This window comes from Methanofollis ethanolicus, from assembly GCF_001571385.1.
Taxonomy (GTDB): Archaea; Halobacteriota; Methanomicrobia; order Methanomicrobiales; family Methanofollaceae; genus Methanofollis; species Methanofollis ethanolicus.
This window is the reverse complement of the sequence record NZ_BCNW01000001.1, coordinates 760,608-783,463: the sequence shown is the minus strand read 5'-3', so window position 1 is coordinate 783,463 and position 22,856 is coordinate 760,608. Positions and strand designations below refer to the sequence as shown.

Annotated in this window: 18 protein-coding genes; 10 read left to right on the top strand and 8 right to left on the bottom strand. The window is 60.1% G+C overall.

The window, feature by feature from the left end:
* Positions 1 to 32 precede the first annotated feature (32 nt).
* From MEFOE_RS03930 to MEFOE_RS03910, 5 genes are all read left to right on the top strand, one after another.
* A complete protein-coding gene (locus MEFOE_RS03930; RefSeq protein WP_235809552.1) occupies positions 33 to 1,748 on the top strand; it encodes an ABC transporter permease in 1,716 nt (571 codons plus the stop codon).
* Positions 1,745 to 2,818: an ABC transporter permease gene (locus tag MEFOE_RS03925; protein ID WP_067048621.1), complete on the top strand. Its 1,074-nt coding sequence runs from the start codon at positions 1,745 to 1,747 to the stop codon at positions 2,816 to 2,818. The genes MEFOE_RS03930 and MEFOE_RS03925 overlap by 4 nt, the downstream gene beginning before the upstream one ends.
* A 138-nt stretch (positions 2,819 to 2,956) precedes the next feature.
* A complete protein-coding gene (locus tag MEFOE_RS03920) occupies positions 2,957 to 4,264 on the top strand; it encodes a PEGA domain-containing protein (protein WP_083523323.1) in 1,308 nt (435 codons plus the stop codon).
* Positions 4,265 to 4,390: 126 nt separating this feature from the next.
* A complete protein-coding gene (locus MEFOE_RS03915; RefSeq protein ID WP_067048615.1) occupies positions 4,391 to 5,620 on the top strand; it encodes a YIP1 family protein in 1,230 nt (409 codons plus the stop codon).
* A gap of 101 nt (positions 5,621 to 5,721) precedes the next feature.
* Positions 5,722 to 7,038: a methyl-coenzyme M reductase glutamine C-methyltransferase gene (locus tag MEFOE_RS03910; protein ID WP_067048612.1), complete on the top strand. Its 1,317-nt coding sequence runs from the start codon at positions 5,722 to 5,724 to the stop codon at positions 7,036 to 7,038.
* Between the two features lie 180 nt (positions 7,039 to 7,218).
* Here the strand turns inward: MEFOE_RS03910 and MEFOE_RS03905 are convergent, their stop codons facing one another.
* Together MEFOE_RS03905 and MEFOE_RS03900 are read right to left on the bottom strand one after the other, a co-directional pair.
* Positions 7,219 to 9,306, bottom strand: coding sequence for a vWA domain-containing protein (locus MEFOE_RS03905; protein WP_083523322.1), 2,088 nt, complete (start codon positions 9,304 to 9,306; stop codon positions 7,219 to 7,221).
* Positions 9,307 to 9,380: 74 nt separating this feature from the next.
* Complete coding sequence (locus MEFOE_RS03900) at positions 9,381 to 10,784, bottom strand: AAA family ATPase (protein ID WP_160329483.1); 1,404 nt, start codon at positions 10,782 to 10,784, stop codon at positions 9,381 to 9,383.
* Between the two features lie 764 nt (positions 10,785 to 11,548).
* Here MEFOE_RS03900 and MEFOE_RS03895 point away from each other — a divergent pair.
* Positions 11,549 to 13,012 (top strand): TrkH family potassium uptake protein, encoded by a 1,464-nt coding sequence (locus tag MEFOE_RS03895; RefSeq protein WP_067048604.1) that lies wholly within the window; start codon positions 11,549 to 11,551, stop codon positions 13,010 to 13,012.
* 8 nt (positions 13,013 to 13,020) lie between these two features.
* Here the strand turns inward: MEFOE_RS03895 and MEFOE_RS03890 are convergent, their stop codons facing one another.
* The 3 genes from MEFOE_RS03890 to nudC all read right to left on the bottom strand — a co-directional run bounded on the left by MEFOE_RS03890 (position 13,021) and on the right by nudC (position 17,534).
* A complete protein-coding gene (locus tag MEFOE_RS03890; RefSeq protein ID WP_067048601.1) occupies positions 13,021 to 13,287 on the bottom strand; it encodes a hypothetical protein in 267 nt (88 codons plus the stop codon).
* A 70-nt stretch (positions 13,288 to 13,357) separates the two neighbouring features.
* The gene (locus tag MEFOE_RS03885) at positions 13,358 to 16,630 is read right to left on the bottom strand and encodes an LAGLIDADG family homing endonuclease (RefSeq protein WP_067048598.1); all 3,273 of its coding nucleotides are present in this window, start codon (positions 16,628 to 16,630) and stop codon (positions 13,358 to 13,360) included.
* Positions 16,631 to 16,700: 70 nt separating this feature from the next.
* A complete protein-coding gene (nudC, locus tag MEFOE_RS03880; protein WP_067048595.1) occupies positions 16,701 to 17,534 on the bottom strand; it encodes an NAD(+) diphosphatase in 834 nt (277 codons plus the stop codon).
* Positions 17,535 to 17,592: 58 nt separating this feature from the next.
* Between nudC and MEFOE_RS03875 the strand changes: the two genes are divergently transcribed.
* The gene (locus MEFOE_RS03875) at positions 17,593 to 17,781 is read left to right on the top strand and encodes a hypothetical protein (RefSeq protein WP_067048592.1); all 189 of its coding nucleotides are present in this window, start codon (positions 17,593 to 17,595) and stop codon (positions 17,779 to 17,781) included.
* Positions 17,782 to 17,785: 4 nt separating this feature from the next.
* Here the strand turns inward: MEFOE_RS03875 and MEFOE_RS03870 are convergent, their stop codons facing one another.
* The 3 genes from MEFOE_RS03870 to MEFOE_RS03860 all read right to left on the bottom strand — a co-directional run bounded on the left by MEFOE_RS03870 (position 17,786) and on the right by MEFOE_RS03860 (position 20,067).
* Positions 17,786 to 18,361, bottom strand: coding sequence for a flavodoxin family protein (locus MEFOE_RS03870; protein WP_067048589.1), 576 nt, complete (start codon positions 18,359 to 18,361; stop codon positions 17,786 to 17,788).
* Between the two features lie 44 nt (positions 18,362 to 18,405).
* Positions 18,406 to 19,533 (bottom strand): aldo/keto reductase, encoded by a 1,128-nt coding sequence (locus tag MEFOE_RS03865; protein ID WP_067048586.1) that lies wholly within the window; start codon positions 19,531 to 19,533, stop codon positions 18,406 to 18,408.
* A gap of 141 nt (positions 19,534 to 19,674) precedes the next feature.
* Positions 19,675 to 20,067, bottom strand: a complete 393-nt coding sequence (locus MEFOE_RS03860) for an HIT family protein (protein WP_067048584.1) — start codon at positions 20,065 to 20,067, stop codon at positions 19,675 to 19,677.
* 24 nt (positions 20,068 to 20,091) lie between these two features.
* On the opposite strand from MEFOE_RS03860, the gene MEFOE_RS03855 reads away from it, so the two are divergent.
* The 3 genes from MEFOE_RS03855 to MEFOE_RS03845 all read left to right on the top strand — a co-directional run bounded on the left by MEFOE_RS03855 (position 20,092) and on the right by MEFOE_RS03845 (position 22,855).
* Entirely contained in the window at positions 20,092 to 20,571 is a 480-nt protein-coding gene (locus MEFOE_RS03855) for a hypothetical protein (protein ID WP_067048580.1), read from the top strand.
* 316 nt (positions 20,572 to 20,887) lie between these two features.
* Positions 20,888 to 21,895 (top strand): PAS domain S-box protein, encoded by a 1,008-nt coding sequence (locus tag MEFOE_RS03850; RefSeq protein ID WP_067048577.1) that lies wholly within the window; start codon positions 20,888 to 20,890, stop codon positions 21,893 to 21,895.
* Positions 21,896 to 22,042: 147 nt separating this feature from the next.
* A complete protein-coding gene (locus tag MEFOE_RS03845) occupies positions 22,043 to 22,855 on the top strand; it encodes a sensor histidine kinase (RefSeq protein WP_067048574.1) in 813 nt (270 codons plus the stop codon).
* The last annotated feature ends 1 nt before the right edge of the window (position 22,856 follow it).

The window sequence follows — 22,856 nt, the reverse complement described above, 5'->3', positions numbered from 1 at the left end:
CCCTATCCACGATGAGCAGGGATATCCTTCCCATGACCGCCGTCCTGCTCCTCGCCCTCTTCCTGGCATCAGGCCTGGCGGCCCAGAGCGGCGTCCACCTCCAGGACGGACTCTATGCCGCCGTCACCGACGACCCGGACGTCGCCGCCATCCTTGCACACGACCCCCTCTTCACCGTGCACCTCGTCGACAGTGCGACTCTCTCGCGGGGCCTCGCGGGATACGACCTGATCATCAGCGGCGGCCGGACATATACCGCGGAGACGGAGAAGGGCCAGGCCGCGCTCTCAGCCTTTGCAACGGCCTGGCGGCACTACAGGAACACCGTCTACACCGCGGAGGACGACCTCTTCGCCGCCTACCCCCTCTGGATCGACACCGTCGAGGTGACCAGCGAACTCGACTTCACGGCGACGGAGAGCGGACAGACAGTCTCGCTACAGCCGCAGGGGGAGAGCGTGCCGTCCCCCTCCGGACCTGTCGAGGAGGTGCCGACCCCCCCGCCGGTGCAGGCCATGCCGACCGGCGACCTGAAAGAGAAACTCGCCTCTGGTGGGAACGATCAGGTCTCCCGGTACGTGGACATGGTCTCCGGCGGGCCAGACCTCGGGCATTTCAAAACCCCCTCGCAACTCGCCCCTCCCCTCCCCTTCGACTCTCTCATCTACGTCTTCGTCTTCATCTTCCCCCTGTACTTCACCTCCCAGTTCTACATGATGACGATCGCGAACGAACGCGTCGACAGGCGCGGCGAGGCCCTCCTCTCCACCCCCGCGGGGCCGCTCGCGATCATCCTCGGCAAGGCAGTCCCGTACTTCTTCCTGATGCTCGCCGTCTCCTCGGCGATCATCCTCCTGACCGGCGGTTCGTTCCTCGTCCTCCTCCCTCTGGTCCCGGTGATCGTCTTCTTCCTTGCGGCGGCCCTCCTCATCGGCATGACGGCCCGGAGTTTCCGGGAACTTTCCTTCCTCTCCATCTTCTTCTCGACCGTCATCACATCGTACCTCTTCTTCCCCTCGATCTTTGCAAACGTCCACGCGATCAGCAGGATATCGCCGCTGACCCTTGTCGTCCTCCAGTTCGAGGGCACCGGTTTCTCGGCCGCGGACTACCTGTACGCCACCGCCCTCTTCTGGCTCTCCTCCGCCGCCGTGCTCTGGCTCTGCGTGCGGAACTTCAACGAAGAGAGACTCTTTTCGCAGGAGAGCCTCACCTCCCGGATCATCTCCTTCGTCAGGGGGGCGATGGCGCGGGCGCACCCGATCGCCTCCCTCGTCGCCCTCAACGCCTGCATCATCCCCCTCGTCTTCATGGTGCAGTTGATGTACCTCGTCCTCCTCTTCAACATCCCGATGCCCTTCTCCCTCATTCTCCTCATCCTCCTCGCCGCCGCGACCGAGGAGGTGGCGAAATCGATCGGCATCATCGCCGTCCTCAGGGGGACGCCGGGCACTTTCACCTGGACGAACCTCGTCCTTGCCGCCGTGGCGACAGGCGCCGGTTTCCTTATCGGCGAGAAACTTCTCCTCTTCGTGATGATCGCCCAGGTCACAGGATCGGTATTCGGCACCATCCTCTTCTCGGGCGTCGGCCTCCTCTGGGTACCCTTCCTCCTCCACGCGGGCGGGGCATTCATCCTCGGTGCGGCCGTCAAGGCCGGAGGGCGGCGCATGTACCTCCCCGGCCTCGTCATCGCCGCAGGCGTCCACGCCCTCTATAACCTCATCCTCATCGGAGGCGCAGTATGAACGCACGACATGTCTGGACCGTCGCAAAAAAGGAGTTCAGGGGGATAGGGCAGGAGCGGACGATCGTGCTTGCGATCCTCCTTCAGGTCTTCATCGCCATGTTCTCCTCCTTCCTGGTCATCGGCCTCACTTCTCTCTACGACCCGGCCTCGATGGACCGTTCGGGCAGCGTCTATGCCGTCGGCTATGCCGGGGCCGACTCTCCCCTGCAGGGGATCCTGGAGGCTGACGACACGTTTGCCGTCTACCGGATGGACCTCTCCCCTGCGGTCGCCGCCCTGAAAGAACGGCAGCTTGCGGCCGTCGTCTATGTCCCGCCGACCCCGCCCGATGCGGTGGAGTCCGTGCAGGTCACCCTGTACACCCTGAAAAACGATATCCAGACGGCGGTCGTGGGCGTGGAACTGAAGGAGGACTTCGAGGAGTACGAGACCCTCCTCCGATATGCGCGGGCAGACCGCCTCTCTGCCGCACCCATCGAGGTCGCCGTCCCGGCAGGAACAGGGGGCCAGAGCTTTTTCCTCTTCATCTACGGCCTCCTCATCCCCCTCCTCCTCTTCATGCCCGCGATCATCTCGGCAAGCCTGATCATCGACTTCATCACCGAGGAATACAGCGCTCACACACTCGACACCCTTCTCTCCACCCCCCTCACCTTCACGGAGATTCTCTGGGGCAAGGTCTTCGCGGCCTGGGTGCTCGTGCCCCTCCAGGGCGGCGCATGGCTCCTCCTCCTCGGCCTCAACGGCATCGCCGTCCACAATATCGTCGAGGTGCTGGTCCACGTCTCCGCTGCCTCGTTCGTCCTGATCCTCCTCGGCGCCCTCGCAGCCCTCCACTTCAGGGACCGGACAAACGCACAGTTCATCTTCTCAACCGGCCTTGTGGTCGTCCTCCTCGTCGCCCTTGCAGCCCCGGCAAACCCGGCGAACTTCATCGTTCTCCTTGCCGCGGGGGCCGACGTCCCCTGGCACTGGGCCGCCCTCGCCGTCGTCCTCTGCGGGACCCTCCTCCTCGCCACCGTCATCGACCGCTATGCCCGTCTGATCGCACGCCGGGCGATGGCCTGAGGATCACCACATCCGGATATAAACCGGATTCGAAGATCAAACATCCAGATAATCACAAATATGGAAAATCGATGATACAATTGTCGAGAAAAACCGGAAACAATAAATCCTAATTATTTCCATTTTTGCGTGATTACTATGATCACGAAGAGAGTCATTGCGTTGGGAGTAGTGCTGATGGCCATGCTCCTCCTGGTCATGCCCGTTGCAGCTATCGGCGGGAACGAGGCATGGATCCAGGTGCGCTGCAACGTGGAAGGCGCATCGGTCTACTTTGACGGCGACTACAAGGGGCAGATCGCCGGCGGCGAACTGAATGTCCCGGTCTATACCACCGGCACGCCGTACCACACGGCAAAAGCCGTCATGGACGGCTACTACACCTCGTCGACCTCGATCGGCAGTTATCCCGCAGCCGGCGAGACCAGGACAGTGTACATCACCCTGAACCCGACCCCGACCCCGGCACCGGCAACCACCGGCACCCTCTCGGTGACCTCCTCGCCGAGCGGCGCCAAGGTCTATGTGGACGGGTCGTATTACGGCAGGACGTCCCAAGTCATCTCAGGTCTCTCGACCGGCGACCACCGGGTCGAGGTCACCCTCGACGGCTACGAGACCTGGAAGAGCAGCTCCCGCGTGAGGGCCGGCCAGGTCACGGACGTCTATGCCTCCCTGACACACAAACCGACGCTCGGTTCGATCTATGTCTCGTCCGATCCCTCGGGCGCGAACATCTACCTTGACGGCGTGTACAAGGGAACGACCCCGCGGACCCTCTCCGGCATTGCCGAGGGCAGGCACTATGTCGACGTCGAACTTGCCGGCTACCAGGAATGGAGCGGACCGGTGACTGTCGTCTCCAACCAGCAGGCCTATGTCTCGGCAAGCCTCGGCCCCAACCCCCAGCCGACCGTGGGTACCATCGCGGTCTACTCCGATCCCATCGGGGCCTACATCTACCTTGACGGCGCCTACCAGGGCCGCACCTCCCCTGAGGGCTTCGTGATCATCGGCGTCTCGCCGGGCGCCCACACCGTGAACCTCAAGCTTGACGGCTACAAAGACGCGGCCACCTCGGTGAACGTGAACTCGGGCCAGCAGTCGTCGGTGCGTTCGACCCTCCAGACCCCGGGGACAAACACGGGTTCGGTGGAGATCACCTCTGACCCGGCAGGGGCAGAGATCTACCTGAACAATGCCTACAAGGGGGTCACCCCGGTGACACTCAACGACCTTGCGCCGGGCAGTTACACTGTCGCCCTCAAACTCAACGGCTATGTCGACTGGACGACGACCGCGACGGTGAATACCGGCACGACGACACCGATTTCGGCGCAGCTCGCGGCAGTCCCGCCGACGACACAGAAGTCTCCGGGCATGGTCGTCCCAGCCCTCGGGGCCCTTGCGGTCCTCGGGTACCTCGCGGCCCGGAGAGAACACTGAAATCTTCTTTTTTCTGTGTCCAGATGAGAGCGAAAGGGGAGACAGGAACCCCCATACTCCATATCAGGTTCTCCTCCGGCCCTGCAAAAACAAACTGATATATCCTTCCCCATCTGCACTCTCAGTATGCGGCAGACGATCGTCGAAAGAGCACAGGGGTTCCTCATCAACCCTGTCGAGACATTTCGAGATGCACGAGCCGACTATCTCGGCGCCGCACTCGTGTACTTCGGCACCCTCCTCGCCGTCAACCTCGTCCTCCTCTGCCTTCTCGTCATCGGCGGGCTTGTTCTGGTGTCCGGGGGAGAACCCGGACTGATCGTATTTGCTGTGCTCGTCTCCGTCATCGCTGACGCAATCGGCACGATCGTCCTCTTCGTCCTCGCCGCCCTGACCCTCCACCTCTTCGTCGTCCTCCTCATCGGCGGGAAAGGCATCAAGGAGACTATCAAGACTCTCGCATACGCCGCTACCCCTGGTCTCCTCCTCGGGTGGGTCCCCCTCATCGGCATCCTCGCATGGCTCTGGACCCTGGGCCTTGCGGCCGTCGGGGTCAGAGAACTCCACGAGACCTCGACCGGGCGGGCGGCGGGCGCAGTCATCCCGGTACCGGGGATCGCACTCGTCCTCTTCTTTATTGCCCTCGTCGTGGTGTTCAGCAATATCCCGGAGGGCCCTTCATATCTGAGCACCCGCTACACCTACGACCTCTCCATCCAGACCAGGACGCCCATCGAGAACGTGACATTCCTCCTCCCGGTCCCGACATACCACAACCGTCCGGCCATCGGTCCCGAACCGATCACCGATGATTTCTACTCCAGTCGTCTCCCGGAGAACGTCACGTCCACCCTCGTCCTTGTCGACGGCCGGCATTACCTGCGGCTGACCACCCCGCACATGGACGCCGGGGACGAGATCTCTCTTGATTATCAGAACTACACATCACTCGGCCAGAATTTCAGCCCGGAGGTCGTGCCGCAGCTGGTCAACACCCTCTACCCCTTCAACAACGAGTCCCTTTTCTCCTCCGGGCAGAACCTCACCCATGCAGACTGCTCTCCGGGGGAGGTGAAGACGCACGGCACCAATCCAGGTTATTCCTGCACCTATGCCATTCCCATCTCTGCATACTACGATAACGGGACACAGGTCGAGATATCCTCCGGGATCGAGGGAGCGAACGATTGGAGAGAGTTTTTCGATGCCTGGATCTCCAATCACTATTCAGACCGCTATCACCTCACCATCACCGGCGAACCGCAGGGCTGGACCTCTGCCAACGGGAGGGTGGTGGCAGGGTCGGGGGTCTACCGCGAGTGGCAGGTGGGACCTCTCCCGGCCTCAGACGCCTGAAAAGGGAGTGAGGCGGGTCAGGGGCGCGGTCTCCCCCATCCCACCGGAACCCAACGCCCTGATCGCATCCTTCAAGACCCTCCGGGCCGATAGATCACGGGATGAAGACCGTGGTCATTTCGCCGGGGATCGCCACCTACGGCGCCATGCTCATCGGCGGGGTTGCGCGGGAGGCCGGGCACGAGGTCGCCCTCTCCACCGCGCTCGCGGCCGGGGACGCAGAGGCCGTCCTCCTCTCCCTGTACTCGACCCAGCACCTGATGGACCCCGAGATGAAGGCGTTCGTCGCCGGCGTCAGGGCCTCGGGAAGGCCCGTCTATATCGGCGGCCCTGTCTCGGCGTACCCGGAATACGTCCTCGGCGAACTCGCCCCCGACGCGGTGGTCGTCGGCGAGGGCGAGATAACGGTGCCCCGCCTCCTCGACGTGGGGATACACCCCGACCTCCCGGGCATCGCTTATTTCGACGGGGAAAAGACCGTGGTCACCTCCCCGGCACCGAAGGCGCCGGTGGAGAGGAGGCCCCTCCCCCTGATCCCGGACGCCATCGGGCAGCAGTCCATCAGGGGCGCGAATGCCTATATCGAGACACACCGCGGCTGCACAGGGGCCTGCACCTTCTGCCAGGTGCCCCGTTTCTTCGGCCGCGATATCCGGAGTCGCAGCCTCGACGAGATCAGGGAAGAGGTGCGGACCTTCCGGGAGAAAGGGGCGAAGAGACTCTCTGTCTCCGGCGGCACCGGGTCCCTGTACGGCTATGACGGCGCGATCGACGACGACGCCGTCATCGCCCTCCTGGAGATGCTCGCCGGGGAACTCGGGCCAAGGAATGTCTCGGCACCCGACATCAGGGTGGACGCGATCACCGACGAGATCCTGGAGGCGATCCAGAAGTACACCATCGGCTGGCTCTTCTTCGGCTTCGAGTCGGGGAGCGACCGTATCCTCAGGCATATGGGCAAGGGGGTGACCGTCGCGCAGATGCACGACGCCGTGGAGCAGTCCCGCCAGCACGGCCTGAAGGTCGCCGGGTGCTTCATTGTCGGTTACCCAACCGAGACCGCGGAGGACTACGAGGCCACGAAGGAGTTCATCGCCGCGGAGATGCTCGACGACGTCTTCATCTCGGTCGCCGAACCGATCCCCCGCACGCCCCTCGCAGACCTCGTGCTGCGGACGCCGCATGAGAAGAACCCGGTCTTCACGCCCCACGAAGGGGAGTACCGCTCCCTCCACCTCACCGAGGCGGAGGCGCGGTGGTTCGACCTCTCCCAGCACGCCGATATGTACAAACCCCTCCTCCACGTGGTCACCGACGAGGTCTTCAGCCTCTACCTGGCGGAGGCGCGGAAGCAGGGGGAGGACGTGCGGCGGGTGACCGCGCTGATCGAGAGGTACGACGGGGGAGGACGAGAATAATCAGGAGTGGAGAGATCACATCGGGTCAGGCATGCCAGGGGTGCCTGCCAGACCGAGAAATCTCTGCTCTTTCTCGGCCGCGTGGAAATCCGCTGTACGAATCATTTTTTGAGTGATCAGGTGTCACGGTCGTTCGTAACATGGTGCCCCGGAGAATTACGAAGACCCTTTCCTCTGTCTTCAGGATCTCATCGTGATATGTCGTATCAGATGAGCAGGGCTGTTGCCCGGACTCCAGGTGTCAGCCTTTTGCATAAGATAGGTCTCATCCGATACCTGTTCAAGACCCCCTGCAGTCGTCCTGCCTATGATCATCGAGAAAATCCGCGCATCCTGCTCTTTTTTCAGGGAGCTCCACCCATCGAGAAGTGCTTCATTCGAGATTTTCGAGCCTCCGTCGGTGATAAAGAGAAGATCAGCGCTCCGGAACTGTGGCTCTTTCAGGGACTGCATTCCCGCCTTCAGGGCGGTGTTAAAATCCGTGCCTCCACCGAATGTTTGATTGAGGAATTCAAGAAACTCCCGGGCCATCCTCTTCGTACCTGTAAGGTCTATCGTATCCAGCTGATTCCGTGATGAAAAGAGAATTACTTTCACGTCCCTCTCTTCTTTCAGCATCCTCCGGGCAATGGCCAGGATCGTGGCTTTTGCTATCGTCTCGGGTGAACCGCGCATCGACTTTGATGTGTCGACCAGCGCCACAACAGGCCCCCTTTTTCTGGTCGACAGGGAGCCCCCGACCCAGTTCTTCCCCCGCAACTGATAGGTCAGAAGCTTTTTTTCCGCGAGGTCTGCAGCAAATTTGAGTTTCAGGGTCGGGTTTTGAAGTTTTACCGCTTCAGTAGGAAGAAGATGGTCAAGATCTGAGGAATAAGTGATGGAATGCATCTCCGTCTTTCCGTGAGAGGAAACAGATATCTTCCTCGACCCGTACTCCATCTCAATGCGCCCGAGTTGCTCAACGATTTCTTTGAGCGTCTCGCTATTTTCTGCAATCTTTGCATAGTGCTCAAGATTTTCGAGATAATTCCTGTGAAGATCCTTCAATGAGTAATCCCACTGCCTGCCAGGGAAGAGCTGGACGAGTATCTCAAGAACGTCGAGGTTCTTCCACAAAGTGGATAAAACCAGGTCCATTGCAGGGTTTAACTGGTGTCGGAGAATTGTCTGGATGATCTCATTGGACTCTGGTTTTTCCATAAACTTCAGAACTCCTCCGACCAGTTCTTCTTGCGGGTTGTCTGAATCGGAAGCGTCTTTTGATCCGGATTTCAGTGCCAGAATAATCCCGGAGATGGTATTATCGAGATCGTCCAGAATGTCTGTCTGCATTTCTTCTGATGGCGAAAATATGGGCAGGTCGTTATCAGAGAACTGCGTCTGACCTGCCTCTCTGACCGGACGAATACTTGTAGAAGCACTTTCATCGCCTGCGTCCAGAGTCGGCCCGGATAACTTTTCTTCGGCAGTTTCCTCAGTTCCATCATCATCTGAAGGAGACCGCTCTTCCCCCACCGAAGTGGTTTCAAGAAGACGGAAATATTCCTGAGCAAACTGCTCTGCATAGTACGACAGGACATTGATGTCTGTATCTTCATCAGGTGACGGTGCCCTTGCAGATTCTACCCGAATAAAATCCTGCAGATCCTGTCCGGCCTGGAAGGCATCATTCAGGAAATTGTGTAACACCTGAGGGTCGGAAGTACTCTGCAACACTTTGAGATCGCCGGAGAGATCTTCAAACTGCGGTGTGAGATTCGGACCTGTTTCTGCATCCTGCGGGAGATCGCGATCTCCTTCCTGTTCCGGGTTCTCCCAGACCCGCCGCGTCTGCTCAATGATCCTGGAAAGTTCGTTCAGCGCCTCCTGCAATGATGAGTCGGTTGAGTCTTTGAGGTGCAGAGACTGTTGTGAGAAAGAGTCGATGATGTCAAATATCTTTTTGAGGAGAACTTTCAGTGCCTGAATGCCTGCAACAGGGCTTTTCTCGGCAAGGTTCCGAAGATCCGACCAGGCGCGGTTCCATTTAAGGTTCAGGTATAGAGGGTAAAACACGCCAAACTTCTCTATGAAGCGACGGGCATCCCGGATCTCGTAATGATCCCCCAGGATAAGTTCTGATACACATATTTCCGCGATATCTTCACGAACCCGACGCGGGATGGTACGGGGAACCGAAATGATAGGATTCAGATCGCCCTTCACGATCTGTGATAGCCGGTTCAACTCGTAGGGGGACCCCATTCCAGATATCGAATGCTCATCCATTCTATTCACGCTTTCTTGAGGGTTTTATGTCGCACTTTCAATAATGCTGCAGATGGATCTGCGTGGAAAAATGTTCAGGATTTATGTCGATATTCAATACTCTTCTCGATATTTGCCATCTTTTCTTCTATTGTGTAAAGATCCCTGATCTTCTCTTCGTACCTGAGGAGAATTTCATCGACGTCTCTGCGAGAGATCCAGATATTTTGATTGAGATGGTTCTTCAGATCTTCCGTTTCAGAGTCCAATGACTGCTTTAATCTATTCTTTTTCTCCAAAATTTCGTTATATTCACGAATCAGCATTTTATATTTAGAGTGGTCAATAGTGTTTGGTTTCATTCCGAGCGACCTGAGTGTGTCAGTCGCATTATACGTTTGCCAATTTGAATTTGTATAATACTTATGAGACGGATTCTTTTCGCTATGACTGATCAGGTCCCAGACTGTGCCGAATGTATCATTGCAATTTTTACACGTCACGACCTGAGGAAGTTTCTGACCCGGATCATATGAATACTGGACGGACCGACTTATTTTGTCGAAGTCGCTCACCTCGCCACCCAGTTGGTACGTGTCTATTCCACCGGAAACGGCCACGTCCAGAATACGTTTCCTGATCTGCTCTCGTTGATCGGGAACTATCCAGAGCATATGCTGGAGCAGAGGGAGCATTGTGCGGTTGACGCTCGCATCACCATTTGCTGCGGCCGCGACTTTCAGTACATGAAGGATCTTCTTCCACCGACGGTCTGAAATGTGAATATCCATGGACCACAACTCCTTCCGGAGCGCTAAAATGCTGTCCAGGACGTCCGGGTCAACAGGTAATTCTTGCGCTTTCTTCCGGATGGCATTGATATCCTGGACCGACAGTGTTGTGGAGGGCGTAAAGCCGTCGCTGCTTCCGGTGAGGTATTCGAAAAAGTTCTTTTCATCCTGAATGTAGTCGATAGAGTACCGGAACAGGAAACGATCATACAGGGCTTCGAGATTTTCATCCTCTTCCGGGAGTTCATTTGATGCACCAAAGACCGAGAGCAGCGGGACATCCAGAATATTTTTCCCGTTGTGGAACTTTCGCTCGTTCAGGATGGTCAGAAGGCTGTTGAGGATGGAACTGTTTGCCTTGAAGATTTCGTCGAGAAGGGCGATATGCGCAGTCGGCAGGTATCCGTCAATATTACGCCGGAATTCATCCTGTTCGAGGGCTTTCAGCGAAAGAGGGCCGAATATTTCATCGGGCGTTGTAAAGCGAGTGAGCAGATAATAATAGAATGTGCCCCCCTCGATCGACTTGCAGATGGTGTAGGCCAGGTATGTTTTGGCTGTTCCCGGTGGCCCGAGGAAGAGAACATGTTCTCCGGATACTATTCCAAGGAGCGCTCCCCGGATTTCATCGTCCCGCTCCTTAAAAATAGACTGGAAAGAGGACTGAATTGCCGAAAGATTTTCTCTTATGGCCATCGCGTATTTCATATTAAAATTAAAAATAATAAACATTCCGATTTCATATAATATGGCATTAATCACTTTAACAAAAAAGGGACACTTATTGTGATTTGAAGCCCTTTTGAGAAATGAAAACCGTTTTTTAAGATGCTCACTCCGTACCTTTGCCTGACCTCATTGTTTTTTGGGTTGAATTGATTCACTCTGTAGTTCAATACAACTCGTATCGGAAATACATTGAACATATCCCAAAACTCTCGTTCATTCCCCCCATCTCTGCATGCAGGGATCGGGAGAGAATATCATGTTCTGGTCGATATCTTCCTGAATTCCCTGAAGAATCGTGCGAAACCCCTGTCTTCCCCTACCTCTCTGCCGGGGGACTGATGCCCCCGGACCCCCGAAACAGGATAGGGTCGGGGAAGAGAGATCCTGATGAAGGAGATTGCCCTCCACCCCCTCTCGCAATGATGGGGGGATCGGGGGGTGAAACCCCCCGGACAAAACGCAAGAACAGGATTTTTCAGAACCGAATGTGAGTCCTTTCGTCGGCGTGCATGAAGGTTCGGATCAGTTTTGGGATGACCTCATTGTAAAATATAGACTCGTTCCTCATCCAATGACAGGTTGTGGCAATTTCACGAAGCGGAACGTGTTGATCTCTTTCTTTTCGTTTTTCATAGATATCATCCGGACGAATTCTGGCGCGGGGATTCGCCGTCGTATTCCTTCACCGCGGCGATCATCTTCACCGGAAAGTTGATGAAAAAACAGGGAGGGAAGCGGGTACCATGCGCGGCAGGGACCAGATCGCGACGATCCTCCCGGACATGGGCAGGATCTTCCTCCTGATCGGTCTCGTCTGCCTCACGCCCCTCCTCGTCGGGGTCATATACCGCGAATGGAGCCTCCTCCCCGCGATGGCGACCGCACCCCTCGCATTTTTCATCATCGGTGGCCTGCTCTCGCCCCTGCAGGCACCGCAAGGGGAGGCGCACCTCTCGGTGGCCATCGCCGCCGTCGCCTGCATATGGTTCGTCTGCGCCCTCATCGGCGCCTTTCCCTTCATGGTCGGCCACCACATGCCCTTCACCGACAGCGTCTTCGAGGCCATGTCGGGATGGACCGACACCGGCCTCACCCTCATCACCGACGTGGACAAGACGCCAAAGACCCTCCTCTTCTGGCGGTCCTTCATGCAGTGGCTCGGCGGCATCGGGATCGTCGCCTTCACCGTCGCCCTCTCCCGGCGGTCGGGCACCCTCCAGAGAGGGCTGTACAGGTACGAAGGGAGGTCTGAGTCCCTGATGCCGGGCGTCGTGGCGACGGCGGCGAACATGTGGCAGATCTACATCCTGATCACGGCACTCTCGACCGCTCTCATCCTCCTCTCCGGGGTCTCCCTCTGGGACGCCGTCAACATCGCCATGACCTCCCTCGCCACAGGCGGCTTCTCCGTCCACACCGCGGGTATCAGTTACTACAACAATGTCCTCCTCGAAATGCTCGTCGTCCCGGTGATGCTCGCCGGCGCTCTCCCCTTCAAGCTCTACTACCTGATGATCCACAGCCACCGGCGGGTCCACATCCTGAAAGACCCGCAGGCGCGGGTGCTCTTCCTCCTCGTCGCCACCGGCACCCTGGTCACGGCCTTCGACCTGGTGACGAAGAACCTCCTCGACATCCCGACGGCCCTCCGCCAGTCCCTCTTCATGGTGACGAGCGCCATCACCTGCACCGGTTTCCAGAACGCAAACCCCTTCGAATGGACAGGGGCGACTGTCCTTTTCATTACCCTGCTGATGCTCATCGGCGGTTCCTCCGGGAGCACCTCGGGCGGGATGAAGATCGGGCGGATCATCACCGGTTTCGACGGCCTTGTCTGGTGGTTCAGGCGTATCTTTCACTCGAGCAGGGCGATCGTGCCCTTCCGGTATGAGGGCCGGATCATACCTCACAGGGTCGCCGAGTTCGCGGTGGCAAAGACGATGCTCACCATCTTCCTCTTCATCTTCACCGGTTTTCTTGCAAGCCTCATCCTCCTCCACCTCCAGGCCGCCGGACCTTTCGAGGTGGCAGACGTCATCTTCGAGGCCGTCTCGGCGATGTGCAATGTGGGGCTTTCCACCGGCTTTGCAAACCCCGAGATCAGTCCGGTCTCGAAATGGCTCTTCATCTTCCTGATGTGGTTCGGACGGCTGGAGATGGTGCCGGTGATCGTCCTCGCCGTCGGGGCGGTAAGGGGGTTCGACTGAGGAAAGGGTCAGGGCGAGGGGCGTTCGGGCGCTGCGGCCGCAAGGTACCTTTCCAGCGCCGCAAAGAGGGGTTCCAGGCGCTCGTCTTCGACGTGCACGACAGACGACCCGAAATCGGCAGCCCGGAGACAGCGGCAGAGGTCATGCTCCCACTCGCTATCGGGCGCAGACCTGATCTGGGCCAGCAGTTCGAAAAGAGGCTGGTCAAGGACGACGTACTTTATTTTGTCCCCTGATGTAACGGCAACAGCACCGATAGTATTCTGCCCGGCCATAAAACTCCCGGCTGAAAGTAGACGGACAGGGTATATAAGGGTTGGTATCGTGCGCGGCAAAAAAAGGGATTTAACTGCAGCCGCTCCAGCCGCAGTTCTTGCAGATCCCCTGATTGCAGCCCTCGCCGAAGTCGAGTTCAGCCCCGCACTCCGGGCAGAGGTTCTTCTTCGTGCCGGTGACGTCGGCGATCTTCCAGGTGTCGAGGGTGGTGATCGTCTGCTTCGAGGCCGCGAGGTCGATACACTTACCGACGACGTCAGCGCAGGAGAGACCCTCGGCCACGGGGTTCTTGAGGGCGACAATGCAGTTTACCTTCGCAAACTGCCGCACGAACTTCTGGTACGGCACGCCATTCTGGAGGCCGGTGGAGATCGCCCGGCCAAGGGCATTGGAGTTCGCCTCGCAGCCGCCGCTCCCGACCGTCCTGATAAAGACCTCCCAGGGTTTCCCGTCCATGAGGTTGACGGTGATGTACAGCCGGCAGCAGCCTGACTGGCAGAGATAGGTCTTGCCGGAGAGTTCCTTCGGGCGGGCCGCCTTCTGTTCAGGCACAGGCCCGGGTTCGGCGGCCGGCTTCTTCTCCTTGAGCGCCAGAACAACGTCCTCGCGGCTGCCTGTCCGGTAGATGGTCATGCCCTTGAGGTGGCTCTTCCAGGCCATGAGGACGGCCTCCGCGATCTCCTCGCGGGTCGCGGCATTGGGCATATTGATCGTCTTCGAGATGGAGGCGTGGACATGCTGCTGGAAGACCGCCTGCATCCGCACATGGTCGCGCCAGTCGATGTCGATGGCAGTCCTGAAGAGGTGCCTGAAGGACGCCGGGAGCCAGGCGACGTCCCGGATCGTACCGGCCTCGTGGACGTGGTCGATCACCTCTCTGACCCTGCTCTCCGTCTCCTCGGGGGCGAGGCCCATACCACCGACGACCCGCCGCAGTTCGGCCTCGAAGAGCGGGTGGAGCATCACGAAGGTCTTGCCCACGGTGTTCTTCCGGGTGTAGGCATAGGAGAAGACGGGCTCGATCCCTGAGGAACACCCGGCCAGGAGGGAGATGGTGCCAGTGGGGGCGATCGTGGTGAGCGCGGCGTTCCGCATCGCATACTCGTCCCAGATGCTCCCCTCGAAGGCCGGGAAGGTGCCCTTCTCCGCGGCGAGGGCGTGCGACTCCTCGACCGCGGTCCTGGTCATGAGGTCCATCACCCGGTCGCAGACGGCCCGGCCCTCGTCGGAGTCGTACGGCAGGCCAAGCATCAGCAGGGCGTCGTGGACGCCCATCAGGCCGAGGCCGACCTTCCTCGTCTTTCTCGTCGCCTCCTCGATCTGCGGGATCGGGAAGACATTCCTGTCGATGACCGCGTCCAGAAACCGGACGGCCATGCGGGTGATCCCCTTCAGTGCTTCTTCGTCAATGGCGCCGTCCCTGACAAACTTCGCCAGGTTGATGGACCCGAGCACGCAGGACTCGAAGGGGAGGAGCGGCTGTTCACCGCAGTTGTGAGCCACAAACCCGTTCGCGTCGAAAGTGTTCGCACCAGGTACCTGGACGTCATAGACCTCTTCAGTGCCGTCCGGGACGACCGACGCCACGGTCGCAACAAAGCGCTCCCTCTTCAGGCTCCGGGAATACGACGAGAGGAGGTCGTCGAGTTTCCCGGCCTTCTCTTCGCCCCTGAACCCGACGCGGTCACGGAAAGTCAGGAGGTTCTCCCCGCTGACGACAAGGTCGTACTGCTGCCGCACCCTGTACGGCCTCGCACCGCCGCGACCGTCAGGGAGGAGACTGAGGCCTGCGGGGCGGCGCCGGTAGATCGTACTCCTGATGCCGAGGCGGAGGAGCATCCGCTGGGCTGCGAGAAGGACCGGGCGACTGCTCTGGGAGAGCCTGACGCTGACGCCCTTCGCGGGTGTGCCCTGCACCGAGCCGTCGGCATCGAAGAGGCCGGCGAGAAAACCGCGATACCCGGCCGAGGAGGCCTGCTCGATCGCAGGGGTGATGACCTTCGCGCGGGGCGCCATCCCCATCGCCGTGGCAAGGTCGCGGACCGCCGCACGTTTGAGCCTGAACTCGTCCCGTCCCTCCACCGGGAACCAACCGGAGAAGTCGGAGCGGTGATCGAGGGTTCCGGCACAGGTCTCGGCATGGGCCATGACCGACCGGGCGCCGGCGCCTGTCCAGACAGAAAGGACGGCGGCATCTGCTTTCAGCGTGCCGTCGCCGACAAGCAGACCGAGGAGATAGCCCTGCTCTTCGGTGAGGGCGCCCTCCCATCCGGCAAGAGTGTGGTGGTCGTGGAGGAGGACGCGGTCTCCCTGGGCAAGGTCGCCAGCCCTGACCCACTCGCTCGCCATGCTATACCTGGTGAGGGAGGAGACCCGGCGAACAGGGTGGTCGGCCGTGAGCCGCAGGCGGTAGCCCTCCCGGGTACGGAGACAGAGCACCTCCTTTGTCCCGGTCGGGAAGAAACCGTCTGACCCTGAGGGGACGGCGACACCACAGATGACGGCGTCGAAACGGCGGCCGACCAGGTCACGCACCTGCCTGGGCCCTTCCGCGGTCATGACCCAGGTGTCCGCGGTGACGCAGGGGTTTGTGGTGTCGATGGGCCCGAGCTGCGGTGTCGGGTTCTCCCTGTTGATCTCGTCGTAGAAGAGGACGCCGGGCTCGCCGTTCCGCCAGATACCGTCGACAATGCCGTTCCAGATGGCGCCGACCGTGATCTCCTCGCCGGTGTACGGGTGGGTGAGCCAGACCTTCTGGAGCTGTCCGGACTCGACGAACTCCATGAACCGGTCATTGACCATCACCGAGATGTTGAAGTTCGAGAGTTCGCCCTCGACGTTCTTCGCGTGGATGAAGCGCAGGATGTCGGGGTGCCAGACATTGAGGATGCCCATGTTGGCCCCGCGCCTGCGGCCGCCCTGCTTGATCACGTCGGTGGCGGCGTTGAAGACCTTCATGAAGGAGATGGGGCCGGAGGCGACGCCGTCCGTGGACTGGACGGGCGCGCCCTCCGGGCGGATATGGGAGAAGTTGTAGCCTGTGCCGCCGCCGCTCTTGTGGATGAGGGCCCCCCATTCCAGGGCATGGAAGATCTCGGGGATCGAGTCGCCGACATGGAGGGTGAAGCAGGCCGAGAGCTGGCCGAGTTCGGTGCCGGCGTTCATCAGGGTGGGGGAGTTCGGGAGGAAGGAGAGGGAGCGCATGGCGTCATAATACTCTTCCTTCTCGGCATCGTCACGGGCGAGTGCGGTCGCCACCCGCCGGCAGATGTCGTCGAAGTTTTTTTCGCCCTTGCGGAGGTAACGGGCCGCAAGGATACTGTCAACTACTGAATCGGTCATTGTGGTGCACCATAAAAATACGGGTCCGGAGCTGTTCCCTAGATCAGATCGGTCTTCGAGAAAATTATAGTCACCCACGCGGGTCGGGGGGATCAGGGGAGTCGTCCCTGAGGTGCCTCTCGATCAGGGCCCACGCAATGCTCATTTTGCCGGGGAGGTCGGGCAGGGCGTCGGGGGAGAACCACCGCACCTCCTCGGTCTCCACGCCGTCGGGCCGCACCTCGCCGCCTGCATACTCGGCGAAGAAACCGGCCATCAGGGAGTGGGGGAAGGGCCAGGGCTGGCTCCCGGCATAGCGGAGGCCTTCGATGGAGACGCCCGTCTCCTCGGCGACCTCCCGCGCCGCGGCGTGCTCGAGGGTCTCGCCTGGTTCGACGAAGCCGGCGACGAGGGAGTAGCGTCCGGGAGGGAAGCGGGGCGAACGCACGAAGAGAATATCCCGGCCCCTCCTGATCAGGACGATCACGGCAGGGGTCACCGGGGGGTAGACGACGCCGCCACACCGCGTGCAGACCTTCGCCACCTCGTCCTCCTTCCAGACGGTCGGCCCCCCGCACCTGCCGCAGAAACGGTTCTCCTCGTCGAAGCGGACGAGGTGCACGGCCCTCCCCGCGATGGCGAGGGTCTCCCCGTCCACGCGACCGAAGAGGTCGCGCAGGGGGATCGGCCTGAAAGGGGTGGGGACGGCCTCTGTCCCGAGAGCAGAGAAGGACACGCCGTCGAGGGCACCGAGAGGGACCGCACCCAGAGGGTCGATGCCGTCGGGCAGGGACGAAAGGATGGGCGACCCGTCCTCACGGCAGAGCACATCCCCTCCCCGGACGAGAAGCCAGCAGTGCGGGCAGTCGGGCAGGCTATCAGGATGGAATGCGAGGCGTTCTACGGCAAAGTGCGTTCGTGTCATGGGAGTCGATAGTATGTGTTCCCGGCACATTTATCTGGAACCGCGGAGAGGAGGCGGCATGGAAAGGTGTGACCGCCACCCGGAAAACACCATCACCGGCCGGTGCCGGATCTGCGGGCAGGGCTTCTGTCCCGAGTGTGTGGGATGCCGGATCCAGATCTGCCCGGGGTGCCTGTACAAAGGACTTGTCGTCGCCCTCGTCGCGATGGTTCTCATCTCGTACACCGTCTGGTTCGGGATCCTGTAATCTCTCAGGCCCGGATCTTCTTCAGGAGCCAGGCCATGTTCTTTCCCAGGGTCTGCATCGTCTGCAGGCCCTCCTCGTCCTTCTCGACGTCGCCCGGCGCAAGCCCGATGCCGATATTCCAGTACGACGAACCGACCGTGACCATCTGCGAGATCCCGAAGAGGTGGTTGATGGTGTCGTAGGCACGGACGGCGCCGGCGCGGCGGACGGCGACGACGGCCGCACCGGCCTTCCGGGTGAACATGCCGCCATTGGCGAGGGCCACATAGCCGGCGCGGTCGATGAGGGCCTTCGTCTCGGTGCTGACGTCCGCGAAATAGGTCGGCGACCCGATGATGAACCCGTCGGCGATTGCCATCTTCGCGATGCAGTCATTGACGACGTCGTCGTCGATGACGCATCGTCCGTCCCGGTTCTCGAAACATTTCGCGCAGGCCGTGCAGCCGTGAACTTTTTTCCCGCCGATATGGATGAGTTCGGTCTCGATGCCTTCCTTCTCAAGTTCTGTGAGGACGGCCACCAGAAGGCGGGCGGTGTTCCCGTCCTTCCTGGGACTCCCGTTGAATGCGACGACTTTCATCTCATGTCTCCGATCGCACGAGTGGCGTCAGGGGTTCATATCCCTTACCGTCCGAAGAGGTCGGCGACCTCGTGGAGGTGATCGATCACCCCGATCCCCTGCGGGCAGATCTCCTCGCAGGCCCCGCACTCGGCGCAGAGAGAGGCGTAACCCGTGTCGCCGAGGACGTGGCGGTAGAAGAACGCGGCATGCTCGTGATCGCCGAAGAGGGCGATGTCGTTCAGGCGGGCAAGACACTCGGGGATGTTCACGCCGCCGGGGCAGGGCATGCAGTACCGGCAGGCGGTGCAGGGGACGCGGATCTTCTCCCTGAATGCGTCCCGAACTCTCCGGACGGTCTCGTGCTCGTCGGGGGAGAGAGATCCGGGCAGGCCCTCTTCCGCGGCCGCGAGGTTTTCTGCAAGCTGCACCGGCGCGTTCATGCCGGAGAGGACGGTCGTCACCTCAGGGTGGTCGAGGACCCAGCGGAGGCCCCATGCGGCAGGGCTCCGGGTGACCGGGGCGGCGGCGAAGATCTCCCCGACCCCGGCGGGCGGCGCGGCAAGCATGCCGCCCCTGAGGGGTTCCATCACGACGACGGCAAGGCCCTTCTCCGCGGCGTACCTGAGGCCCGCGGTCCCGGCCTGGTAGCCGGTGTCGAGATAGTTGTACTGGACCTGGCAGAGGTCCCAGGCGTACGCGTCGACGATCTCCCGGAACGCATCGGCAGTGTCGTGGAAGGAGAACCCGGCGTACCGGATCCTCCCGTCGGCCTTCGCCTCATCGAGGAAGAGGTCGACCTCCAGGTCCCAGAGTCTGTTCCACCTGCTCTTCGTCAGGGCGTGGATCAGGTAGGCGTCAAGGTGATCGGTGCCGAGGCGCCGGAGAGACCCGTCCAGAAGGCGATCCATGTCATCGCGGGACTCCACCCTCTTTGCGGGCAATTTCGTTGCAAGTAAGGCCCTCTCGCGGTACCCGTCGGCAAGGGCCCTGCCGACGACACCCTCCGACTCTCCTCCGTGATAGGGCACCGCCGTATCGATGTACGACGCCCCGCCGTCGATCGCCGCCCTGATCAGGGCGACGGCCGCCCCCTCGTCGATGCGGCCCTCAGGCGTCTCTGGCAGGCGCATGCAGCCCATGCCGAGGACGGGGAGAGGTTCCCCTGATGATGGTATCTGTCTATAGAGCATTCCATTGATCTCCGTCGGCCAGATTCATTTCATTGCCGGTTTCTGGCGCGAGCGATTGATCCGGGAATGGCCCGGAAATCCTTCATCAGATCTGAACATCATCTCAGATGGGAATTGGAGCGTCTCGATCTCCTGAACAGATCAATACATCTTTTTTTCCGGGACCACACCCCTGACACCGCCGCGGGGGTCGGGGACGTCGCCGGCATAGCGGGGGATGAGGTGGATGTGGAGGTGGGGCACCGTCTGCCCCGCGGCAGGGCCGACATTGATGCCGATATTCCACCCGTCAGGGTGGTACCTCTCCTCCAGGGCATCCCGGCAACGACAGAGGAGGTCGAGGAGAGCGACCCGTTCCGCCTCCGTCGCCTCGAAGAAGGAAGAGACGTGCCTGAAGGGGACGATGAGGGTGTGGCCCGGGCTCACCGGGAAGGCGTCGGCCCTCGCGTAGGCGAGAGTATTCTGCACGACGATGTCGGCGGGAGAGGGGTCGCAGAAGGGGCAGGTGGCACCAGTCAGAGGGTCATCGTTCATACAGGGATTTTCCGCCGGGAGAGGATGAAGGCAGCGGTCCGGGCCGGCATGCTGGCAGAAGAGATTCGCAAAAAATATCCGGACGAAAAAGAAGGGGAGAGTATGACCACTGTCGACTGGCAGCAGTATGAGGACTGCACCCCCGACGTGAACGCGGTCCTCGATGACTATTATCGCCGGGACTTCTCTGACCACGTGTCCGGAGAACTCCGGGACAGGATCAGGGAGGACATCGAGGTCTATTTCTCTGACAGGACGGACGAAGCCCTGTACGACCCGGACGAAGACGAAGAGGAGGACGACGACGGGGCATACTTCGACCCTGACGCACTCGACCCGGAGGAGATGACAGAGGACGTCGTCGGCATCATCACCGACGCCCTCGACGGGACAGGGGAGATGCCCCGGGCGGTGAAGGACCGGATCAGCCGCGACATCAGGAAGAAAATCAGCGCCTGTCTCGCACCTCTCGAAGACGTGTCAAGGCACGACACCTGCACCTGATAGCACCATAACCACTCTTTTTCGCATTTTCTCCCCTCCTCCTCCCCGCAGGAGGACATATGCCACGGTCTGGCCACTCGGTCGAGACCGGACAACCGGCATGCCGGTGCGTGTATGAAGAAGGGTCTCCTCCCGCCCCTTCAGGGCCAGAGACAAAACATGGGCATAATGGCCGGGTTGTGACGGATCTTCAAGACAAAAAAACCAGATACATGGGATACAAGAAGGGGCACATGATTGCAATGTATAAATATCACACCATACAGATATATGTAAAATCTCCATCTCCGTATCCCACACTCTACCGGCGAACCCAATGATATCCCTTCTCTGTGTCGATGACAAACCCGGGGCAATCGACCATATCCGTCGAGACCTCGAAGAAAAAGGCGATGTTTCAGTCACGACATTGCGTTCCGGGGAGGAAGCCCTCAATCTCCTGAAAAAACAGCCTTTTGATATCATTCTTTCGGGTCGTGAAATGCCGGACATGAAAGGGGTCGACCTCCTGCAGGCGGCACGGGAGAGTGGATGTCATACTCCCTTCATCTTCTTTGACGATTTCGATGACAGGAACAGGGCATCAGACTCTCAGGATAGCGAGGGCAGGCCGACAGCCCTGCTCTCATGCCTCAGCAGTATTGCCGCAGAGCAGCAGATCCCGGATCAATCCGCGAATCGAAGTGAACCATTATTCCAGGCCATTGCAGACAAAACTGACAACGGGACCATCGGATATTTTACCCGGCCCCAGACGATCAACGGCGAGATCACGGGCAGGGTATGGAGTTTCAGCAACACCACCGAAGAGAAAGAGGTAGAAAAGAACCTGAAGGAACGGGAACATTTCTTCACCACCCTCCTGGAGGCTATCCGTGACGGCGTCCTGATCCTCAGCGAAAACGGCACTGTCAGGTACGCAAACAGGGCTGCGTGCGAACTGGTAGGCCTCCCGTCGACCGACGACTGTGTCGGGAGGAACATCCTGGAGTTCGTTCACCAGGACTTGGCACATGCCATCTTCAGGGATCTGCTGAGCGTACGCGGAGGGTCAGATAGTATTCCCGCAGAGTACACCTTTGTCACCCCCTCGGGAGAGGTGCGGCAGGTCGAAGGCCTCAGCAGCACCATCACCTGGAAAGAAAAGAAAGCGATCACGGTCACCCTCCGCGACATCACTGAAAGGAAGCAGGCCGAGGCCGCGGCACACGAGAGTGCAGACCTCAACAGGGCACTGATCGACGGTCTTCCGGAGTATATCATCGTGCTGACACGGGATGGGGAGATCATCTTCGCCAACCCTGCCGCGGAGGCCGCCCTGTGATGCACGGGGGGCGCCCTGACAGGGAAGACGCTACGGACCTTCATAGCGGAGTCTTCGCTGCCGGACTTCGATACCGCTGTACGGGACGCATTCACCGGACAAAAACGCAGGTCATTCGAGATCGGCATCAGAAGCGCAACAGACGATGTGCTGCAGGCGACGCTGCGGGTCGCTCCCATCACTTTCAGAAACAGGGAAGCCGCGCTCGTCCTGCTGACAGACCTCACAGAACGACTGATCCTTGAGAAAGAACTTGAATACCATGCCGAGGAGCTCAAACGCTACTCGGAGTCGCTTGCCAGGATCAACGGGAAGCTCACGATCATGAACAGCATCACCCGCCACGACATCCTCAACCAGCTCACCGTCCTCCTCGGATACCTGGAGATCGCCGAGGAGGAGTGCAGGGAAACGGAGGTCATGGAGAGCCTCAGCCGGATGAAATTTTCGGCGCAGAATATCAGGGAGCAGCTGGAGTTCGCCCGCGACTACCAGGACCTCGGCGTGCGGGAACCCCAGTGGCTCGATGTCAGGTGGCAGGTCGCCAGGCTCAGGCAGGATGACATCACGATCACAACGAAGATCCGGAGGCTTGAGGTGTACGCCGACCCCCTCTTCGGGAGAGTCTTCTACAATCTCCTCGACAATGCCGTCAGGCACGGGATCCGGGTCACGGAGGTCAGGGTCACCACCAGGATAGAGGAGGACGGAGCCATGAGCATCGTCTGGGAGGACAATGGCATCGGGGTCAGAGAAGGCGAGAAGGAGAAGATCTTCAGGCGGGGGTACGGGAACAACACCGGCCTCGGCCTCTTCCTCTGCAGGGAGATCCTGGCGATCACCGGCATCGAGATCAGAGAGACAGGAGAATGCGAAAAATGTGCACGCTTTGAGATCCGGGTTCCAAAGGAAGGATACCGGATAGTGCAGAAGCCGGCGACTGTCCCGGACCGGGCCTGAG

Excerpts from the sequence above, each read along its gene's own strand:
- MEFOE_RS03930 (WP_235809552.1), top strand. The coding sequence starts at position 33 with ATGACCGCCGTCCTGCTCCTCGCCCTCTTCCTGGCATCAGGCCTGGCG.
- MEFOE_RS03925 (WP_067048621.1), top strand. The coding sequence starts at position 1,745 with ATGAACGCACGACATGTCTGGACCGTCGCAAAAAAGGAGTTCAGGGGG.
- MEFOE_RS03920 (WP_083523323.1), top strand. The coding sequence starts at position 2,957 with ATGATCACGAAGAGAGTCATTGCGTTGGGAGTAGTGCTGATGGCCATG.
- MEFOE_RS03915 (WP_067048615.1), top strand. The coding sequence starts at position 4,391 with ATGCGGCAGACGATCGTCGAAAGAGCACAGGGGTTCCTCATCAACCCT.
- MEFOE_RS03910 (WP_067048612.1), top strand. The coding sequence starts at position 5,722 with ATGAAGACCGTGGTCATTTCGCCGGGGATCGCCACCTACGGCGCCATG.
- MEFOE_RS03905 (WP_083523322.1), bottom strand. The coding sequence starts at position 9,306 with ATGGATGAGCATTCGATATCTGGAATGGGGTCCCCCTACGAGTTGAAC.
- MEFOE_RS03900 (WP_160329483.1), bottom strand. The coding sequence starts at position 10,784 with ATGAAATACGCGATGGCCATAAGAGAAAATCTTTCGGCAATTCAGTCC.
- MEFOE_RS03895 (WP_067048604.1), top strand. The coding sequence starts at position 11,549 with ATGCGCGGCAGGGACCAGATCGCGACGATCCTCCCGGACATGGGCAGG.
- MEFOE_RS03890 (WP_067048601.1), bottom strand. The coding sequence starts at position 13,287 with ATGGCCGGGCAGAATACTATCGGTGCTGTTGCCGTTACATCAGGGGAC.
- MEFOE_RS03885 (WP_067048598.1), bottom strand. The coding sequence starts at position 16,630 with ATGACCGATTCAGTAGTTGACAGTATCCTTGCGGCCCGTTACCTCCGC.
- nudC (WP_067048595.1), bottom strand. The coding sequence starts at position 17,534 with ATGACACGAACGCACTTTGCCGTAGAACGCCTCGCATTCCATCCTGAT.
- MEFOE_RS03875 (WP_067048592.1), top strand. The coding sequence starts at position 17,593 with ATGGAAAGGTGTGACCGCCACCCGGAAAACACCATCACCGGCCGGTGC.
- MEFOE_RS03870 (WP_067048589.1), bottom strand. The coding sequence starts at position 18,361 with ATGAAAGTCGTCGCATTCAACGGGAGTCCCAGGAAGGACGGGAACACC.
- MEFOE_RS03865 (WP_067048586.1), bottom strand. The coding sequence starts at position 19,533 with ATGCTCTATAGACAGATACCATCATCAGGGGAACCTCTCCCCGTCCTC.
- MEFOE_RS03860 (WP_067048584.1), bottom strand. The coding sequence starts at position 20,067 with ATGAACGATGACCCTCTGACTGGTGCCACCTGCCCCTTCTGCGACCCC.
- MEFOE_RS03855 (WP_067048580.1), top strand. The coding sequence starts at position 20,092 with ATGAAGGCAGCGGTCCGGGCCGGCATGCTGGCAGAAGAGATTCGCAAA.
- MEFOE_RS03850 (WP_067048577.1), top strand. The coding sequence starts at position 20,888 with ATGATATCCCTTCTCTGTGTCGATGACAAACCCGGGGCAATCGACCAT.